Origin of the sequence: Devosia sp. CN2-171 (assembly GCF_049354815.1) — a bacterium.
Lineage (GTDB): Bacteria > Pseudomonadota > Alphaproteobacteria > Rhizobiales > Devosiaceae > Devosia_A.
Window position 1 is genome coordinate 3,328,039 of sequence record NZ_CP186479.1, and the last position, 15,975, is coordinate 3,344,013.

The 15,975-nt window shown below is 64.9% G+C and carries 16 protein-coding genes; 11 read left to right on the top strand and 5 right to left on the bottom strand.

What is annotated here, in order from left to right:
* The first annotated feature begins 91 nt into the window (after positions 1–91).
* The 9 genes from ACOYW5_RS16545 to odhB all read left to right on the top strand — a co-directional run bounded on the left by ACOYW5_RS16545 (position 92) and on the right by odhB (position 11,575).
* On the top strand, positions 92–1,177 hold the full coding sequence (locus ACOYW5_RS16545; RefSeq protein ID WP_423065990.1) for an acyltransferase family protein: 1,086 nt from the start codon (positions 92–94) through the stop codon (positions 1,175–1,177).
* Between the two features lie 126 nt (positions 1,178–1,303).
* Positions 1,304–1,915, top strand: a complete 612-nt coding sequence (locus tag ACOYW5_RS16550; protein ID WP_423065991.1) for an AprI/Inh family metalloprotease inhibitor — start codon at positions 1,304–1,306, stop codon at positions 1,913–1,915.
* Positions 1,916–1,983: 68 nt separating this feature from the next.
* Positions 1,984–3,132: a cell division protein ZapE gene (zapE, locus tag ACOYW5_RS16555; protein ID WP_423065992.1), complete on the top strand. Its 1,149-nt coding sequence runs from the start codon at positions 1,984–1,986 to the stop codon at positions 3,130–3,132.
* 100 nt (positions 3,133–3,232) lie between these two features.
* The gene (mdh, locus tag ACOYW5_RS16560) at positions 3,233–4,195 is read left to right on the top strand and encodes a malate dehydrogenase (RefSeq protein ID WP_423065993.1); all 963 of its coding nucleotides are present in this window, start codon (positions 3,233–3,235) and stop codon (positions 4,193–4,195) included.
* A gap of 28 nt (positions 4,196–4,223) precedes the next feature.
* Positions 4,224–4,775: a hypothetical protein gene (locus ACOYW5_RS16565; RefSeq protein ID WP_423065994.1), complete on the top strand. Its 552-nt coding sequence runs from the start codon at positions 4,224–4,226 to the stop codon at positions 4,773–4,775.
* A gap of 27 nt (positions 4,776–4,802) precedes the next feature.
* A complete protein-coding gene (sucC, locus tag ACOYW5_RS16570; protein ID WP_423065995.1) occupies positions 4,803–5,999 on the top strand; it encodes an ADP-forming succinate--CoA ligase subunit beta in 1,197 nt (398 codons plus the stop codon).
* Positions 6,000–6,014: 15 nt separating this feature from the next.
* On the top strand, positions 6,015–6,923 hold the full coding sequence (gene sucD, locus ACOYW5_RS16575; RefSeq protein WP_423065996.1) for a succinate--CoA ligase subunit alpha: 909 nt from the start codon (positions 6,015–6,017) through the stop codon (positions 6,921–6,923).
* A gap of 157 nt (positions 6,924–7,080) precedes the next feature.
* A complete protein-coding gene (locus ACOYW5_RS16580; RefSeq protein WP_423065997.1) occupies positions 7,081–10,077 on the top strand; it encodes a 2-oxoglutarate dehydrogenase E1 component in 2,997 nt (998 codons plus the stop codon).
* 148 nt (positions 10,078–10,225) lie between these two features.
* A complete protein-coding gene (gene odhB / locus ACOYW5_RS16585; protein WP_423065998.1) occupies positions 10,226–11,575 on the top strand; it encodes a 2-oxoglutarate dehydrogenase complex dihydrolipoyllysine-residue succinyltransferase in 1,350 nt (449 codons plus the stop codon).
* A gap of 78 nt (positions 11,576–11,653) precedes the next feature.
* On the opposite strand, the gene ACOYW5_RS16590 is transcribed toward odhB, so the two are convergent.
* From ACOYW5_RS16590 to ACOYW5_RS16605, 4 genes are all read right to left on the bottom strand, one after another.
* Positions 11,654–11,860 (bottom strand): hypothetical protein, encoded by a 207-nt coding sequence (locus ACOYW5_RS16590; RefSeq protein WP_423065999.1) that lies wholly within the window; start codon positions 11,858–11,860, stop codon positions 11,654–11,656.
* 33 nt (positions 11,861–11,893) lie between these two features.
* Positions 11,894–12,100 (bottom strand): acid shock protein, encoded by a 207-nt coding sequence (locus tag ACOYW5_RS16595; protein ID WP_423066000.1) that lies wholly within the window; start codon positions 12,098–12,100, stop codon positions 11,894–11,896.
* Positions 12,101–12,232: 132 nt separating this feature from the next.
* Positions 12,233–12,898, bottom strand: a complete 666-nt coding sequence (locus ACOYW5_RS16600) for a L,D-transpeptidase (protein ID WP_423066001.1) — start codon at positions 12,896–12,898, stop codon at positions 12,233–12,235.
* Positions 12,899–12,968: 70 nt separating this feature from the next.
* Positions 12,969–13,286, bottom strand: a complete 318-nt coding sequence (locus ACOYW5_RS16605) for a hypothetical protein (RefSeq protein WP_423066002.1) — start codon at positions 13,284–13,286, stop codon at positions 12,969–12,971.
* A 222-nt stretch (positions 13,287–13,508) separates the two neighbouring features.
* On the opposite strand from ACOYW5_RS16605, the gene ACOYW5_RS16610 reads away from it, so the two are divergent.
* On the top strand, positions 13,509–14,435 hold the full coding sequence (locus ACOYW5_RS16610; protein ID WP_423066003.1) for a tyrosine recombinase XerC: 927 nt from the start codon (positions 13,509–13,511) through the stop codon (positions 14,433–14,435).
* A gap of 226 nt (positions 14,436–14,661) precedes the next feature.
* Complete coding sequence (locus ACOYW5_RS16615) at positions 14,662–15,642, top strand: DMT family transporter (protein ID WP_423066004.1); 981 nt, start codon at positions 14,662–14,664, stop codon at positions 15,640–15,642.
* Here the strand turns inward: ACOYW5_RS16615 and ACOYW5_RS16620 are convergent.
* The gene (locus tag ACOYW5_RS16620; RefSeq protein ID WP_423066005.1) at positions 15,639–15,929 is read right to left on the bottom strand and encodes a hypothetical protein; all 291 of its coding nucleotides are present in this window, start codon (positions 15,927–15,929) and stop codon (positions 15,639–15,641) included. The two genes, ACOYW5_RS16615 and ACOYW5_RS16620, sit on opposite strands and share 4 nt — an antisense overlap.
* Positions 15,930–15,975: the final 46 nt, after the last annotated feature.

The following is a 15,975-nucleotide window of genomic DNA, read 5'->3' on the forward strand; positions in this document are numbered from 1 at the left end:
AGTCCAATGGCGCCGAGGTTCAATGGAGACGGTGGGTTTTGCCTTTAACCCTACCGCTGGAGTCCGCATCCGGGGAGCGGGCGGCAGTGCTATGGCTCGTCCCGAAAACCGGGGCCACGGCATGGACGGCAAGCTCTATTCGGTACAGTACCTGCGCGGGCTCGCGGCGTTTCTCGTCGTGATCGCCCATGCGGCGGCGCATCCGCTGGCGACGCCGCTGGCTGTGCAGGCGCGGCTGGGTGAGTTCGGCGTCTACCTGTTCTTCGTCATCAGTGGCTTCATCATGGTGGCGATCTCGGGCCTGGGGACGTTCGCGCCGCTCGACTTCCTCAAGCGCCGCGCCACCCGCATCGTGCCGCTCTACTGGATCTTCACGACGCTTGCGGCCGCTTTGGCGCTGTTCCTGCCGTTGCTGTTCAAGAGCACGGTATTCACCTGGCCACACTACATCCTCTCGATGCTGTTCCTGCCGCACGAGGCGCCGGGGCGCGGCGGCACCAGCCCGATCCTGAGCCTTGGCTGGACGCTGAACTACGAGGTGCTGTTCTACCTGGTGTTCGCGGTTCTCTGCGGGGTCGCGGCACGGCAGCGCGTCATCGTGCTGACCGTGGCCTTCCTCGCGCTCTATCTGTTCGGCGCGCTGTTCCGCCCCAGCAACCCGGTGCTGCAGTTCTACACCAGCCATGCGCTCCTGGCCTTCGCGGCGGGTGCGTGGGTTGGGCTGCTGCATATCGACGGGAGGCTGGCGAAGCTGAGGCGCTGGGCCGCCTACACCGTTCTTGCCGTGGGCGCGGCCGGTGCGATCGTGGCGTTTGGGCTCGAGCAGAACCCGGTCGAAACAGCGCCGTCCTTTGTCGGGCTGTTGCTGACCGCGCTGGCACTGCTGGTTGGCGGCCTCCATTTCGAGCGGTTGCTGCCGCGCTGGAACTGGCTCGAACTGATGGGCGATGCCTCCTACGCGACCTACCTCTCCCACATGTTCGTTATCGGCGGCGTGGTCGGCCTCGGCTCACGGCTGTTGCCGGATGGGACGGTGAGCTATCTCGGCATGGTCGGTACCGCTGTCGTGCTCGCGACCGGCCTCGGATTGCTCGTCCACCTCTATATGGAACGGCCGCTGCTCGGCCTGATGCGACGACGGAAGCCGGCTCGTTCGGCGCTCGCCCCGGCCGAGTAGACGCCCGTCCCTAACTCCGCCACATTGGTGCCGATATAGGACAAGCGGGGCTTTGGCGGTTGACGGCTTTGGGTTCGAGGCTGTATCGCCGGTCACCTATTCTTAACCATTGGCGGAGCAGGGCCGATGACGAGTTCGAAGCGCGCGAGCGTTTCCTTTGCGGTCTTCGCCGGTGTGGCGCTGGTTCTGAGCGGCTGTGCCTCAAGTGCGGTGACCACCAGGAACATTGCGTCGGCCGAGACCATCACGCCCATCCAGAATACGCCGGTGGCGAGTTCCGATCTCAATGCGCTGCCGGGCACGCAGGTGCAGCAGGCGTCGCTCGGTGCGCCGGCTCCGCTGGCGCCGGGCCAGATCGGCCAGCCGGCGCTGGTCGCCTCGGCCGACGGTTCGTTCGCGACTCTGGGTGGCGCGGGCGGGGCTCCGACCACGTCGAGCCGTGATCTCAGCACCGGGCTGACGGTCGAAAAGCTGCTTGGTGGCTGGACGGTCGTTTCCGGCACCGAGCAGTGCAAGCTCAACCTGACGCAGACGGCAAAGACCGGTACCTCGCGGTTCCGCGCCTCGACGCCGGGCTGCTCGCTGGCGGGGCTCACGGTTGTTGCCAGCTGGCAGCTGGTCGGCAACCAGGTGCAGCTGTTCGACGAGAACAACGACATCGTCGCCTCGCTGATCCTCTCGGGCAACCGCTTCATCGGCACGCTGGCCGGCGGCCAGGGCATTTCACTGGTCGGGTAGGCCGTTGCGTTCGAGGCGGTTGCGTGCTCGAACGGCGAGACGTTGATCCCACTAGCTGAGCCCCCTGCATGAGTCGGCGGAAAGCGCCCGTTGGCACCCCCGTCACCGACAGGTTGAACGCGCTGACCAAGGCCGGCGCGCTTTCGCATGACCCGCTACAGGTGCGTGCGGCCTCCGCTCTCGACCGGGTGGCGACCGAGCTTCTTGGCCAGAACGGCTCGCGCGGGCTGCTGTCGGGATTGTTCGGCGGCCCCCCGCCGGTGCGCGGGGTCTATCTTGTCGGTCAGGTCGGGCGCGGCAAGACCATGCTGATGGACCTGTTCTTCTCGCTCGCGCCCACCAGCAAGAAGCGGCGTGTGCATTTCCATGAATTCATGGACGAGATGCATGCCGCGATCGCGACATTCCGCAAGTCCCGTCAGGGCCAGGCCGAAGATGCCGATCCGGTGGCGGCAGTGGTGAAGCCGCTGATTGATGAGGTGCGGCTGCTCTGCCTCGATGAGTTCCAGGTGCAGGACATCACCAATGCCATGCTGCTCGGGCGCTTGTTCGAGCGGCTGTTCAAGGCTGGCGTCACCATCGTTGCGACCTCCAACACGCGGCCGGACGACCTCTATCTCAACGGCCTCAACCGCCAGCTGGTGCTGCCATTCATCGCCGAGTTGAAGCGCCATGTCGATGTGGTGGAACTCGATGGGCCGACCGACTACCGGCGGCTGAAGTTCGAGGGCGAGGCCGTCTATCAGTTCGGCCGCGGGCCCGAGGTTGATGCGGCGATGGACCGGCTGTGGCTGAAACTCACCGGCGGCGAGGCGGGCGAGCCCACATCGATCGTCTCCCTCGGACGCACCATCGTCGTGCCGCATGCAGCGATGGGAGCGGCGCGCTTCGGTTTCGCCGAGCTCTGCGAAAAGCCGCTCGGCGCGCGTGACTATGTGCGGATCAGCCATGCCTTCGAGGCGCTGATGATCGACCATGTGCCGAAGTTCGACCGGCTGAGCTCGAACGCGGCCAAGCGCTTCATCCTGCTCGTCGATACGCTCTACGACCGCGGCGTGAAACTCGCCGCCAGCTTCGCGGTGCCGCTCGACGAGCTGGGGCAGGACGACAAGACCCGCGCCGAGTTCGCCCGCTGCGTGTCGCGGCTCATCGAGATGCAGTCGGCGGAGTATCTCGCGGCGGCGCATCGGGAAACCGAGGCGCCTCAAGTTCCGTAACAAACAGGCGCGTTACCGCCCAACGGCTGACTTGCCCCCGTCACCCGGGAGGGTTAATAGGGGCGCGCAATTTCCAGCATAAGCAAAACGGGGTTCGTGGATGGCGCGCAAGAAGATCGCTCTGATCGGTGCGGGACAGATTGGTGGCACATTGGCACTTCTGGCCGCGACCAAAGAGTTGGGCGACGTCATCCTGTTCGACATCATGGACGGCGTGCCGCAGGGCAAGGCCCTCGATCTCAGCCAGTCCGGCCCGGTTGAAGGCTTCAATTCCTCGCTGAAGGGCACCTCCGAATACAAGGACATCGTCGGCGCCGACGTGGTCATCGTCACCGCGGGCGTTCCGCGCAAGCCCGGCATGAGCCGCGACGACCTGCTCGAAATCAACCTCAAGGTGATGGAGCAGGTGGGCGCCGGCATCGCCAAGTATGCGCCGGAAGCCTTCGTCATCTGCATCACCAACCCGCTTGATGCGATGGTGTGGGCGCTGCAGAAGTTCTCGGGCCTCCCCGCCAACCGCGTCGTCGGCATGGCCGGCGTGCTCGATAGCGCCCGCTTCCGCTACTTCATCGCCGAAGAGCTGAAAGTCTCGGTTGAGGACGTCACGGCGTTCGTCCTCGGCGGACATGGCGACACCATGGTGCCGCTGGCGCGCTACTCGACCGTTGCCGGCATCCCGCTGCCCGACCTCGTCAAGATGGGCTGGCTGACCAAGGAAAAGCTCGAGGCGATCATCCAGCGCACCCGTGACGGCGGCGCCGAGATCGTGGGGCTGCTGAAGACCGGCTCGGCCTTCTACGCCCCGGCGGCTTCGGCCATCGAGATGGCCGAGAGCTACCTCAAGGACAAGAAGCGCATCCTGCCGGCCGCCGCCTTCCTCAAGGGCGAATACGGCGTCAAGGGCACCTATGTGGGCGTGCCGATCGTCTTGGGCGCCGGTGGCGTCGAGAAGGTGGTCGAGATTTCGCTCTCGGGTTCGGAGCAGAAGCAGTTCGACAAGTCGGTGGCCGCGGTCGCCGGGCTGATCGAGGCATGCAAGAAGATCGCGCCGAAGCTGGCGTGAGATCCGAACGATCGCTCGAGAGGCCACCATGCGCTTCGCAATCGCCCTGCTGACCTTCGCATTTGCCGCCGCAATCAGCGGCGACGCTGGCGCGGCGAGCGTCTACACCAAGATCGACGATGCGGGCTGCAAGGTGATCCAGACCTACGAGGATGGCGGTTCCGACATGGTCTGTCCCGGACATGACGGGCTCGACGTTCTCGTGTCGGAGGGCGATGCCCGGCTTGATGTCGATTTCGGGTTCAAGGGCGAGCATTTCGAGACGTTCTCGGCCTTCAACAGTATCGGCGATACCGTCGAGTGGTTGACCAATGCGATGGGTGTCCCGGAGGCGGCGATCATTCGCTACTACATCAGCGTCGACGGCCGCGAGGCGCAGGCACTGGTGATCTCGCGCGTCAATACGGAATCGCAGGATGGCTGCGTGATCGGCGTGGTTGACGCCAAGCTGGAGCAGGCCAACGGCATCGCCCGCGGCATCGGCGCGATGGCGCCAACGTTCGATTGCGCAATCGACCCCGTGGTGATCGCCCCTGGCGCCAGCGAGCTGGTCCGGGGCTTCACCGGAAGAAATTCATAAGCCTCGGACCGGAGGCAAAGGAGCGGCATGAACATCCACGAACACCAGGCCAAGGCACTGCTCGCAACCTATGGCCTGCCGGTGGCCAAGGGCGTCGCGATCTTTTCGCCCAGTGAAGCCGAGGCCGCGGCGGCGCAACTGCCGGGCCCGCTCTATGTGGTGAAGAGCCAGATCCATGCCGGCGGCCGCGGCAAGGGCAAGTTCAAGGAACTTCCGCCCGACGCCAAGGGCGGCGTGCGCCTCGCAAAGTCGGCGGCGGAAGTTGCGTCCAACGCAAAGGAAATGCTCGGCAACACGCTCGTCACCAAGCAGACCGGCCCGGCCGGCAAGCAGGTGAACCGCCTCTACATCGAAGATGGCGCCGACATTGCCCGCGAGCTCTATTGCTCGCTGCTGGTCGATCGCTCGGTCGGCCGCGTGGCCTTCGTCGTTTCGACCGAAGGTGGCATGGATATCGAGACCGTGGCGCATGACACGCCCGACAAGATCATCACCGTCGCCATCGATCCGGCCACCGGCGTCACCACCGACGATGTCGAAAAGCTCAGCGATGCGCTGAAGCTCGAAGGCGCGGCACGTGTCGACGCGGCGCTGGTGTTCCCCGCCCTCTACCGGGCCTTCGTCGAGAAGGACATGAGCCTCCTCGAAGTGAACCCGCTGATCGTCATGACCAACGGGCATATCCGCGTGCTCGATGCCAAGATGAGCTTCGACAACAACGCCTCGTTCCGCCATGAAGAGCTGAAGCCGCTGCGCGACCTCAGCGAGGAAGATGCCAAGGAAATCGAGGCGTCGAAGTTCGACCTCGCCTATGTGGCGCTCGACGGCAATATCGGCTGCATGGTCAACGGCGCCGGCCTAGCCATGGCGACGATGGACATCATCAAGCTCTACGGCGCGGAGCCCGCCAACTTCCTCGATGTGGGCGGCGGCGCTTCCAAGGAGAAGGTGACGGCGGCGTTCAAGATCATCACCGCCGATCCGGCCGTCAAAGGGATCCTGGTCAACATCTTCGGCGGCATCATGCGTTGCGACATCATCGCGGAAGGTGTGATCGCGGCGGTGAAGGAAGTCGGACTGCAGGTGCCGCTGGTGGTTCGCCTCGAGGGCACCAATGTCAAGGAAGGCAAGGCCATCCTCAACTCGTCCGGGCTCGACGTGATTTCCGCCGACGACCTCGACGACGCGGCGCAGAAGATCGTCGCCGCCGTGAAGAACCGCTGAGCCAGGAACCGAGCAATGTCCATTCTCGTCAACAAAGACACGCGCGTCCTGGTACAGGGGCTGACCGGCAAGACCGGTACGTTCCATACCGAGCAGGCCCTCGCCTACTACGGCACCAAGATGGTCGGCGGTGTGAACCCCAAGAAGGCCGGTGAAATCTGGACGTCGGGGCTCGATAGCGGCGCGACGCTGCCGGTGTTCGCTTCGGTCGCCGAAGGCAAGGAGCGCACCAACGCCAATGCCTCGGTGGTCTATGTGCCGCCTCCGGGTGCAGCCGACGCCATCATCGAGGCGATCGATGCGGAAATTCCGCTGATCGTCTGCATCACCGAGGGCATCCCGGTGCTCGACATGGTGCGGGTGAAGGCCCGGCTCGAGAAGTCGAAATCGCGGCTCCTCGGCCCGAACTGCCCGGGCGTCCTGACGCCGGAAGAGTGCAAGATCGGCATCATGCCGGGCTCGATCTTTTCGAAGGGCTCGGTGGGCATTGTTTCCCGCTCCGGCACGCTTACCTATGAGGCGGTGTTCCAGACCACCAATGCCGGTCTCGGCCAGACCACAGCGGTCGGCATCGGCGGCGACCCGGTCAAGGGCACCGAATTTATCGATGTGCTCGAGCTGTTCCTCAAGGACGAAGCGACCAAGTCGATCATCATGATCGGCGAAATCGGCGGTTCGGCCGAGGAAGACGCGGCGCAATTCCTGATCGACGAAGCCAAGCGCGGCCGCAAGAAGCCGATGGCCGGCTTTATCGCCGGTCGTACCGCTCCGGCAGGCCGGACCATGGGCCATGCCGGCGCCGTGATCTCGGGCGGCAAGGGCGGCGCGGAAGACAAAATCGCCGCGATGGAACGTGCGGGCATAAAGGTGTCGCAGTCACCTGCAAGGATTGGTCAAACGCTCGCGGAAGTCCTAAAAGGCTAAGCGAGGGTCACGAACCGATGATGAGGCGCGGGAACGTTCCGCGCCTTAACGTCAAACAAAGGACTTAACGGGCATCTAGGCCCGTGCATGCTGGCCCGGTTGAGCAGCTTCCCGGGCGTTTTGAGAAGGATGGCGGGGTCAACGCCCCGCGACGGACATGACCCGACAAGAAAAGAACGAACAGTTCTTGCTCTCTTCTTTCCTTTACGGCGGCAACGCCGATTACATCGAAGGGCTATACGCCCGCTACAAGACCGATCCGAATTCGATCGACCCGACCTGGGCCTCGTATTTCGGGCGGCTTGAAGATACCCCTCAGGACATCGAGAAGAATGCCGAGGGCCCGAGCTGGGCCCGCAGCGACTGGCCACAGAGCGCCAATGGCGAGCTGGTGTCAGCACTCGACGGCAACTGGGGTGAAATCCAGGTCAAGGTGCAGAAGGCGGTGGTCGAGAAGGCCAAGGCCGAGAGTGCGCCTGCGCCAAGCGCCATCGACGTGCTGCAGGCGACGCGTGACTCGATCCACGCCATCATGATGATCCGCGCCTACCGCATGCGCGGGCACCTGCATGCCGACCTCGACCCGTTGAAGATGAAGGCGGACGAGCCGGCGCCCGAACTGGAGCCCGCTGCCTACGGGTTCACCGAGGCCGACTACGGCCGCAAGATCTTCATCGACAACTATCTGGGGCTCGAATACGCGACCATCCCCCAGATGCTCGAGATCCTGAAGCGGACCTACTGCTCCACGGTCGGCGTCGAGTTCATGCACATCTCCGATCCGGAAGCCAAGCAGTGGATCCAGGAGCGCATGGAAGGGCCGGACAAGGAGATCAAGTTCACGCCCGAGGGCAAGAAGGCGATCCTCAACAAGCTGGTCGAGGCCGAAGGCTTCGAGAAGTTCCTCGACGTCAAGTTCACCGGCACCAAGCGTTTCGGCCTCGATGGCTCGGAAGCGCTGATCCCGGCGCTCGAGCAGATTATCAAGCGCGGCGGCGCGCTGGGCGTGAAGGACATCGTGCTCGGCATGGCGCATCGCGGCCGGCTGAACGTCCTGACCCAGGTGCTGGCGAAGCCGCATCGCGCCCTGTTCCACGAGTTCAAGGGCGGCGCCTTCTACCCGGAAGAAGTCGAAGGTTCGGGCGACGTGAAGTACCATCTCGGTGCTTCGGCCGACCGCGAGTTCGATGGCAACAATGTCCACCTGTCGCTGACCGCCAACCCGAGCCATCTCGAGATCGTCGATCCGGTGGTGCTGGGGAAGGCCCGCGCCAAGCAGGACCAGCGTTCGGCGGTCGATGGCAAGTTCATTGCTGACACACGCCAGACCGACCGTTCGGTCGTCCTGCCGCTGCTGCTGCATGGCGATGCGGCGTTTGCTGGGCAGGGCGTGATCGCCGAGTGCCTCGGGCTGTCTGGCCTCAAGGGTCACCGCACCGGCGGTTCGATCCACTTCGTTATCAACAACCAGATCGGCTTCACCACGGCGCCGATGTATTCGCGCTCTTCGCCCTATCCGACCGATGTGGCCAAGATGATCGAGGCGCCGGTGTTCCATGTGAACGGCGACGATCCGGAGGCGGTGGTTTACGTCTCGAAGGTGGCGACGGAATACCGGCAGCGCTTCGGCAAGCCGGTGGTCATCGACATGTTCTGCTACCGCCGCTTCGGCCATAACGAAGGCGACGAGCCGAGCTTCACCCAGCCGCTGATGTACTCCAAGATCCGCGGCCACGAGACGACGCTCGACATCTATTCCAAGCGCCTGGTCGCCGAAGGCCTCGTCACCAATGACGAAGTCGACAAGATGAAGGCCGACTGGCGCGCCAACCTCGAGACCGAGTTCGAGGCCGGGCAGGATTTCCGCCCCAACAAGACTGACTGGCTCGATGGCGTGTGGAAGGACCTGAAGCGCGCCGACGTCGAAGGTCCGCGCCGCGGCGATACCGGCGTCGACCTGATCGACCTTGCCAAGATCGGGCAGCGCCTGACCACGGTGCCGGCGAGCTTCAACGCCCACAAGACGGTGAAGCGCTTCATGGACAATCGCCTCGCGGCGATCGAGAGCGGTGAAGGCATCGACTGGGCGACCGGCGAAGCGCTGGCGTTCGCGACCATCCTCACCGAAGGGCACCCGGTGCGCCTCTCGGGCCAGGACGTCGAGCGCGGCACGTTCAGCCAGCGTCACTCGGTGCTGAACGACCAGGAAAAGGACAACGAGACCTACACGCCGCTCAACAACGTGGCTGAAAACCAGGAGCGCTACGAGGTCATCAACTCGATGCTCTCGGAAGAAGCGGTGCTGGGCTTCGAGTATGGCTACTCGCTGGCCGAGCCGAACACGCTGACGTTGTGGGAAGCCCAGTTCGGCGATTTCGCCAACGGCGCCCAGGTGGTGGTGGACCAGTTCATCTCGTCGGGCGAGCGCAAGTGGTTCCGCATGAGCGGCCTCGTGATGCTCTTGCCGCATGGCTATGAAGGCCAGGGGCCGGAGCACTCGTCGGCGCGTCTCGAGCGCTACCTGCAGCTCTGCGCCGAGGACAACATGCAGGTTGCCAACTGCACGACGCCGGCCAACTACTTCCACATCCTGCGCCGGCAGATGAAGCGCGACTTCCGCAAGCCGCTGATCCTGATGACGCCCAAGTCGCTGCTGCGCCACAAGAAAGCGGTGTCGGGCCTCATCGAGTTCGGGCCGGATTCGACCTTCCATCGCCTGCTCTGGGACGATGCTGAAGCTCCGGGCGTGCCCAAGACCTCGGTCAAGCTGGCGCCGGACAGCGACATCCGTCGCGTCGTCCTCTGCTCGGGCAAGGTCTACTACGACCTGCTCGAAGAGCGCGAGAAGCGCGGCATCAACGATGTGTACCTGCTCCGCGTCGAGCAGCTCTATCCGTTCCCGGCCAAGGCTTTGCTCGACGAACTCAACCGGTTCAAGAACGCCGAGATCTACTGGTGCCAGGAAGAGCCCAAGAACATGGGCGCCTGGGCCTTCGTCCAGCCCTATATCGACTGGGTGCTGGACCAGATGGGCCGTGGCGGCGAGCGTCCGATCTATGCGGGCCGCGCGGCTTCGGCGGCGACGGCGACCGGCCTGATGCGCAAGCACCTGCAGGAGCTGCAACAGTTCCTCGAACAGGCACTGGCGAAGTAAGAACAGTGGCGGGGCGCTGGCCTCGCCATTCTGTTGAATCACGGGTGGCCGCAGTTGCTACCCGAAATGAAGTGGTTGCAGGATCGCACCGCAAGAGGACGTACTCTTCCGATCCTGCTCCAAAGCGGCAAGTTGAAGGACCGTACTGATGGCGACTGACATCCGGGTGCCCACGCTGGGCGAAAGCGTCACCGAGGCGACGATCGGCCAGTGGTTCAAAAAGGTCGGCGACACAGTCGCGGCGGATGAGCCAGTGGTCGAGCTCGAGACCGACAAGGTGACGATCGAGGTCCCGGCTCCGGCCGCGGGCGTGCTCGAATCGATCGCCGCCAATCCCGGTGACACGGTCAATGTCGGCGCGCTGATCGGCGCGATCGGCGCGGCTGGCTCGGTTACCGCGGCGGGCCCCGCTCCTGCCGCCAAGCCTGTCGAAGTTCCGCAGCCGGCTGCTGTCGCCGCGGAGCCTGCGCCCAAGCCGGCGACCGGCAACGGCATGGCGCCAGCGCCGAGCGCCGCCAAGCTGATCTCCGAGAGCGGCGTCAACGAGGCCGACATCAACGGCTCGGGCAAGCGCGGCCAGATCCTCAAGGAAGACGTGCTGGCGGCGATTGCGAAGCCGGCTGGCGTCGCCGCTACTGCCTCGGTTGCAGCGCCGGCGGTTGCCGTGGCTGCTGCGCCCGCACCCGCACCCGTTGCTCCTGCACCCGCCGCCAAGCCGGCTCCTGCTCCGTCCGCGAAGTCGCCTGAACCGGCACCGGTTCCGGCCCAGCCGCGTGGTCCGGTGAATGCCGCCGACGACGTGCGCGAAGAGCGCGTGAAGATGACCCGCCTGCGCCAGACCATCGCGCGCCGGCTCAAGGAGGCACAGAACTCCGCCGCCATGCTTACCACCTTCAACGAGGTGGACATGAAGCCGGTGATGGACCTCAGGAATTCCTACAAGGAACTGTTCGAGAAAAAGCACGGCGTGAAGCTCGGCTTCATGGGCTTTTTCACCAAGGCCGTGACGCATGCGCTGAAGGAGATTCCGGCGGTCAATGCCGAGATCGACGGCGACGACCTGATCTACAAGAACTACGCCCATATCGGCGTGGCCGTGGGCACCGAGAAGGGCCTCGTCGTGCCGGTGGTGCGCGATGCCGACCAGATGTCGATCGCCGAGATCGAGAAGGATATTGCCCGGCTTGGCAAGCTTGCGCGCGACGGGCAGCTGTCGATGGCCGACATGCAGGGTGGCACCTTCACCATCTCGAACGGTGGCGTCTACGGCTCGCTGATGTCGACACCGATCCTCAATGCGCCGCAGTCGGGCATCCTCGGCATGCACAAGATCCAGGAGCGTCCGGTCGTGGTCGCCGGCCAGATCGTCATCCGTCCGATGATGTACCTGGCGCTGAGCTACGATCACCGCATCGTCGACGGCAAGGAAGCAGTAACCTTCCTCGTGCGGGTCAAAGAAAGCCTCGAGGCGCCGGAACGCCTGGTGCTCGATCTCTGAGGTCGTGCTGCACGCAAACAAAAGAAGGGCCCTTATTGCGGGCCCTTTTGATTCAAGGCGTTGGCTCGTGGAAGAGCCTTACTTCAGGCCCCACCACCACGGATGCTCGCTCTTTGCGGCTTCAGACTCGTTCTTGCCGATCTGTTCGCAATAGCCGCCGGGGCGCTTGTAGGCCTCGGGTGCATCCGGACCGCAAAGGGTGGAAATGGACGTGTCGACGGCGAAAGCCGGAGCCGAAGCGAGGAGAGTGGCGCTGACGAGCACCAGGGCGATGATCTTGTTCATGTGCTTGATCCTTTATGCCTGTGGCTCAGGCGATCAGATGTAGAGGTACGGATTGTATTCGCGCTTGTTCTCGAGCAGCGACTGGTTGGCGCCGATCTGTTCGCAATAGCCGCCGGGGCGCTTGTAGGATTCCGGACCATCCGGGCCGCAGAGGGCCGAGATGGAGGTGTCGACGGCAAAAGCCGGAGCCGAGACGAAGAGAGTGGCGCCGACGAGCACCAGAGCAATGAGCTTGTTCATTCTGTTCAGTTCCTGAAAGGCCGGCCGAGCCGGCGTTGTGTGACGCGGCTTCTAGTCGGGCGGTTTTGAACCCAGCCCGACCGGCACATTCAGTTGCGGTTCACCTATGCCGCTGCTTTTGCTCGCGATTCTTCATGCGACGACGATGGGCGTGCCGCTCGGCACGCGTTCGAACAGATCGATCACGTCCTGGTTCAAGAGGCGCACGCAGCCCGATGAAATCGCCTTGCCGATGGTGCGCGCGTCGGTTGCCCCGTGCAGCCGGTAGATGGTGTCGCGGCCGTCCTTGAAGATGTAGAGGGCGCGCGCGCCGAGCGGGTTCTCGAGGCTCGGCGGCATGCCTTGACGATAGGGTTCCAGCTCCGGCTGCCGGTCGATCATCTCACTCGGCGGAGTCCAGGTCGGCCATTCGCGCTTGTACTGGATGACGCCACGACCCGACCAGGCAAAGCCGTCGCGGCCGATGCCGACGCCGTAGCGCATGGCCTGGCCGCCGTCGCGCACCAGGTAGAGGAAGCGGTTGGCGGTGTCGATGACAATGGTGCCGGGACGTTCACCGGTCGGATCGGAAACGATCTGGCGCCAGTATTGCGGGTCGACGAGGTCGATGCGTGCGGCCGGGATGGGGAAGCGCTCGTTGGGCAGCGCGGCGTACATCGACAGCACATCGTCGGGGATGCGCGGCGTTTCGGTGGCGACGGTGGCGGTGCCGCTGGTGGCGCAACCGGCGAGCGAAAGGGCGGCGAGGCTGGCGGCGCCGGCGAGCAGCGCGCGGCGGCCGATCAGGAATTCAGTCATGGCAAATGTCTCATATGCGGCTTGGGGCCGCGTGGGTCTTGGGAGGAGTGGCGGATCGTGAGGCCGGCTGTCAGCCGAGCCGGGGCGGGGGGAGTTCCGCTGCGGGCATCTGCCCGTCGTGCATGGGCTGGTCGGCAAGGCCGCGAGCCCATTGGGCGAGGGTGGCGCGCGGCAACTCAACCGCGACGCGGGCAAACTCCGGCCGGGCCGGGAGCACGCGCTTGCCGCCCTGCATCTCACAGGGGTTCGGCAGGGGCACCGAACTGCCATCCGCCGAAGCGACGACGCTCGGCGTACCATGGGCGACGCAGAGGCCGGTCGCAAGGCTCGGGCTGACGAGAGCCAGAAGCGCGACGCAGATGGTGAGGATGGAGAGCAGCCGATGCATGCATCGCGGATAAGCCCGCGAATGCGGCAGGCAAAGGGCGGCTCACGCGCGTGTGTGCGGCCGAGGCAGAGGTGGTCGGCCGGTGATGCAGATCGGCAACACCGGCCGGAATGCCGGACTAGAACGCGCCCTTGAGGCCGACGGACAGGCTGGCGGCGAAGAGGTCGCCACATGCCGTCAGAGGTTAGCAAAGTGCTAAGTGCCGCGGCCTAGGATCGGGAAATGACCTACGCCATGTTCCCCGATGCCGGGCTTGCGGCCCAGATCGCCAATTGGCAGCGCGAGCTGGGAGCGGTGCGGCGGCTGGCGCCTAAAACGCTTGAGGCGTATCTCTCTGACCTCGGCCAGTTCGTGCAGTTCCTGGCGGGCCACATGGGCGGAGAAGCATCGCTCGGCATGCTCGGCGAGTTGCGGGCGGCCGATGTGCGCGCCTTTCTCGCGGCCCGGCGCAACGAAGGACTGGGGTCGCGCTCGCTGGCGCGGGAACTGTCGGCGATCAAGAGCTTCTTCGGCTTTCTCGAACGCGAAGGCGTGCTGGCGACAGAAGCGCTCAATACCATTCGCACACCGAAGCAGACCCGGGGCCTGCCCAAGGCGCTGACGGTACTGGAAGCGAAGGCGACGATCACGGCGACGGACGAGCTCGAGGACACGCCCTGGGTCGCCGCGCGCGACATGGCGGTGATCTCGCTGTGCTATGGGGCGGGCTTACGTATCTCGGAGGCGCTGGCGGTGACGCGCGCCGATCTCGAGGCGAGCGCGCTGCGGGTCACCGGCAAGGGCGGTCGGACGCGGATCGTGCCGCTGATCGCACCAGTGCGGCAGGCGATCGACCGCTATCTCGGGCTCGCGCCCTACAAGCCGGGCGTAGACGAGGCGGTGTTCCGCGGCAAGAAGGGCGGGGTGCTGTCGCCGCGGCTGATCCAGTTGCGGATGCAGCAGCTGCGCGGGGCGCTCGGGCTGCCGCCGTCGGCGACGCCCCACGCGCTGCGGCACAGCTTTGCCACGCACCTCCTGGGCAAAGGCGGAGATCTAAGGACGATCCAGGAACTGCTCGGCCATGCGTCGCTGTCGACGACGCAGATCTACACGGCGGTCGATACCGAGCGGCTGCTCGATGCCTATCGGGCGGCGCATCCACGGGCTTAGTCCGAACAGAGCGTTCACCGTTCGCCGCACTTTACAGCCGATGGTCGTGAGCGTACCTATCCGGTCATGTCCGCTTGCATCCTAATTATTGGCAAAATCTGCCTTCGGCCCCTCGGGGACCGGGACGCGACGGCTCGTATCTGACCCTTCGACGCTCACCGGCCCCGCCATCAGGCGCGGGATGAACCGGTGATCTGATGGCAGGGCCCAAACTGGACCCGCCAAGATGTCTTCCGAGACTGCGCCTTCCGCCCGTTTCGACTACCGCAACTACGCCTGGGCCGGCTTCGTGCTGGCACTTGCCGGCGCGGCGTTCTTTGCCACCAAGGGCATCGTCATCAAGCTCGCGCTTGCCGAGGGCATCGATCCGGTGACGACGCTGACCTGGCGCATGATCGTCGCCGTGCCGATCTTTCTCACCGTCGGCATCATCACTTATCGGCGGAAGCTGGCCGCGACGCCGGCCGGCGCGCCGCCGGTGCTGACCGCTGCGGTGCTGCTGCAGACGCTGGGCGTCGGCGTGATCGGCTACTATGTGGCGAGCTATCTCGATTTTTCGGCGCTCGGCTACATCTCGGCCCAGCTCGACCGGCTGATCCTCCTCACCTATCCGTTCTTCGTCGTGCTGTTCGGCGCGGTGTTCTTCAAGCGCAAGATCACCGGGCCGATGGCAGCCGCGCTGGTGGTCAGCTACGCCGGCATCGCGATGATCTTTGCGCATGACATGGCGATCGAGGGCGACGACGTGCTGCTCGGCGTGGCGCTGGTGTTCGGGTCGGCCGTTGCCTATGCGGCCTACCAGATCATGGCCAAGCCCCTGATCGACCGGCTTGGGGCTGAGCTGTTCACCTCGATCGCAATGAGCGCGGCCGGGCCGGCGGTGATCGCGCATTTCCTCGCTACTCACCCCGTCGGGGCGCTGGCGGTGACCGGCAACGGGTTTCTGCTGATGCTGGCGATCGGGACGATCTCGACGGTGGTGCCGGCCTATTGCATCTCGGGCGCCATCGGGCTGATCGGACCGGAGCGCACGGCGATCATCGGCAATATCTCGCCGCTGGTGACGGTGGGGTTGGCCATCTTCATCCTCGGCGAGGCATTCACCGTCTATCATGCGCTGGGTACGGCACTGGTGCTGGGCGGGGTGTGGCTTTTCACCCGGAAGGAAAAGCCGAAGGTGAAGGTGCTCGAGGAGAGCACGGCCTAGCCGCCGAGGCGGATCATGTAGGCCCGGCACCAGGTATCGGAGCCAATGGTTGTCGCCGGCTGGTCGACCGGCAGGCTGCGATCGAGCGGGTCGCCCCAGATCGCTGATCGGGCAAAGGCCGGGATCTGCCAGCGGGCGATCCCGACGTCGGCAAGCAGGGGCGGGCTCAAGGCGCGCAGTTCGCTGACGAGCAGAGCGTATTCGATCCGGTTCCTGATACCTGCGATCAAGGCGGCCAGCAGGCGGGGACGAGAGTCCGTTTCGATTTCGGTACATGTGATCGACATTTTGGCACTCCCACTGATCCTAGGTATGTCCATTTGCGCGAGGTCT

Coding starts and splice junctions, on each gene's coding strand:
- ACOYW5_RS16545 (WP_423065990.1), top strand. CDS start 92: ATGGCTCGTCCCGAAAACCGGGGCCACGGCATGGACGGCAAGCTCTAT.
- ACOYW5_RS16550 (WP_423065991.1), top strand. CDS start 1,304: ATGACGAGTTCGAAGCGCGCGAGCGTTTCCTTTGCGGTCTTCGCCGGT.
- ACOYW5_RS16580 (WP_423065997.1), top strand. CDS start 7,081: ATGACCCGACAAGAAAAGAACGAACAGTTCTTGCTCTCTTCTTTCCTT.
- mdh (WP_423065993.1), top strand. CDS start 3,233: ATGGCGCGCAAGAAGATCGCTCTGATCGGTGCGGGACAGATTGGTGGC.
- sucD (WP_423065996.1), top strand. CDS start 6,015: ATGTCCATTCTCGTCAACAAAGACACGCGCGTCCTGGTACAGGGGCTG.
- odhB (WP_423065998.1), top strand. CDS start 10,226: ATGGCGACTGACATCCGGGTGCCCACGCTGGGCGAAAGCGTCACCGAG.
- ACOYW5_RS16595 (WP_423066000.1), bottom strand. CDS start 12,100: ATGAACAAGCTCATTGCTCTGGTGCTCGTCGGCGCCACTCTCTTCGTC.
- sucC (WP_423065995.1), top strand. CDS start 4,803: ATGAACATCCACGAACACCAGGCCAAGGCACTGCTCGCAACCTATGGC.
- zapE (WP_423065992.1), top strand. CDS start 1,984: ATGAGTCGGCGGAAAGCGCCCGTTGGCACCCCCGTCACCGACAGGTTG.
- ACOYW5_RS16615 (WP_423066004.1), top strand. CDS start 14,662: ATGTCTTCCGAGACTGCGCCTTCCGCCCGTTTCGACTACCGCAACTAC.
- ACOYW5_RS16610 (WP_423066003.1), top strand. CDS start 13,509: ATGACCTACGCCATGTTCCCCGATGCCGGGCTTGCGGCCCAGATCGCC.
- ACOYW5_RS16600 (WP_423066001.1), bottom strand. CDS start 12,898: ATGACTGAATTCCTGATCGGCCGCCGCGCGCTGCTCGCCGGCGCCGCC.
- ACOYW5_RS16620 (WP_423066005.1), bottom strand. CDS start 15,929: ATGTCGATCACATGTACCGAAATCGAAACGGACTCTCGTCCCCGCCTG.
- ACOYW5_RS16590 (WP_423065999.1), bottom strand. CDS start 11,860: ATGAACAAGATCATCGCCCTGGTGCTCGTCAGCGCCACTCTCCTCGCT.
- ACOYW5_RS16605 (WP_423066002.1), bottom strand. CDS start 13,286: ATGCATCGGCTGCTCTCCATCCTCACCATCTGCGTCGCGCTTCTGGCT.
- ACOYW5_RS16565 (WP_423065994.1), top strand. CDS start 4,224: ATGCGCTTCGCAATCGCCCTGCTGACCTTCGCATTTGCCGCCGCAATC.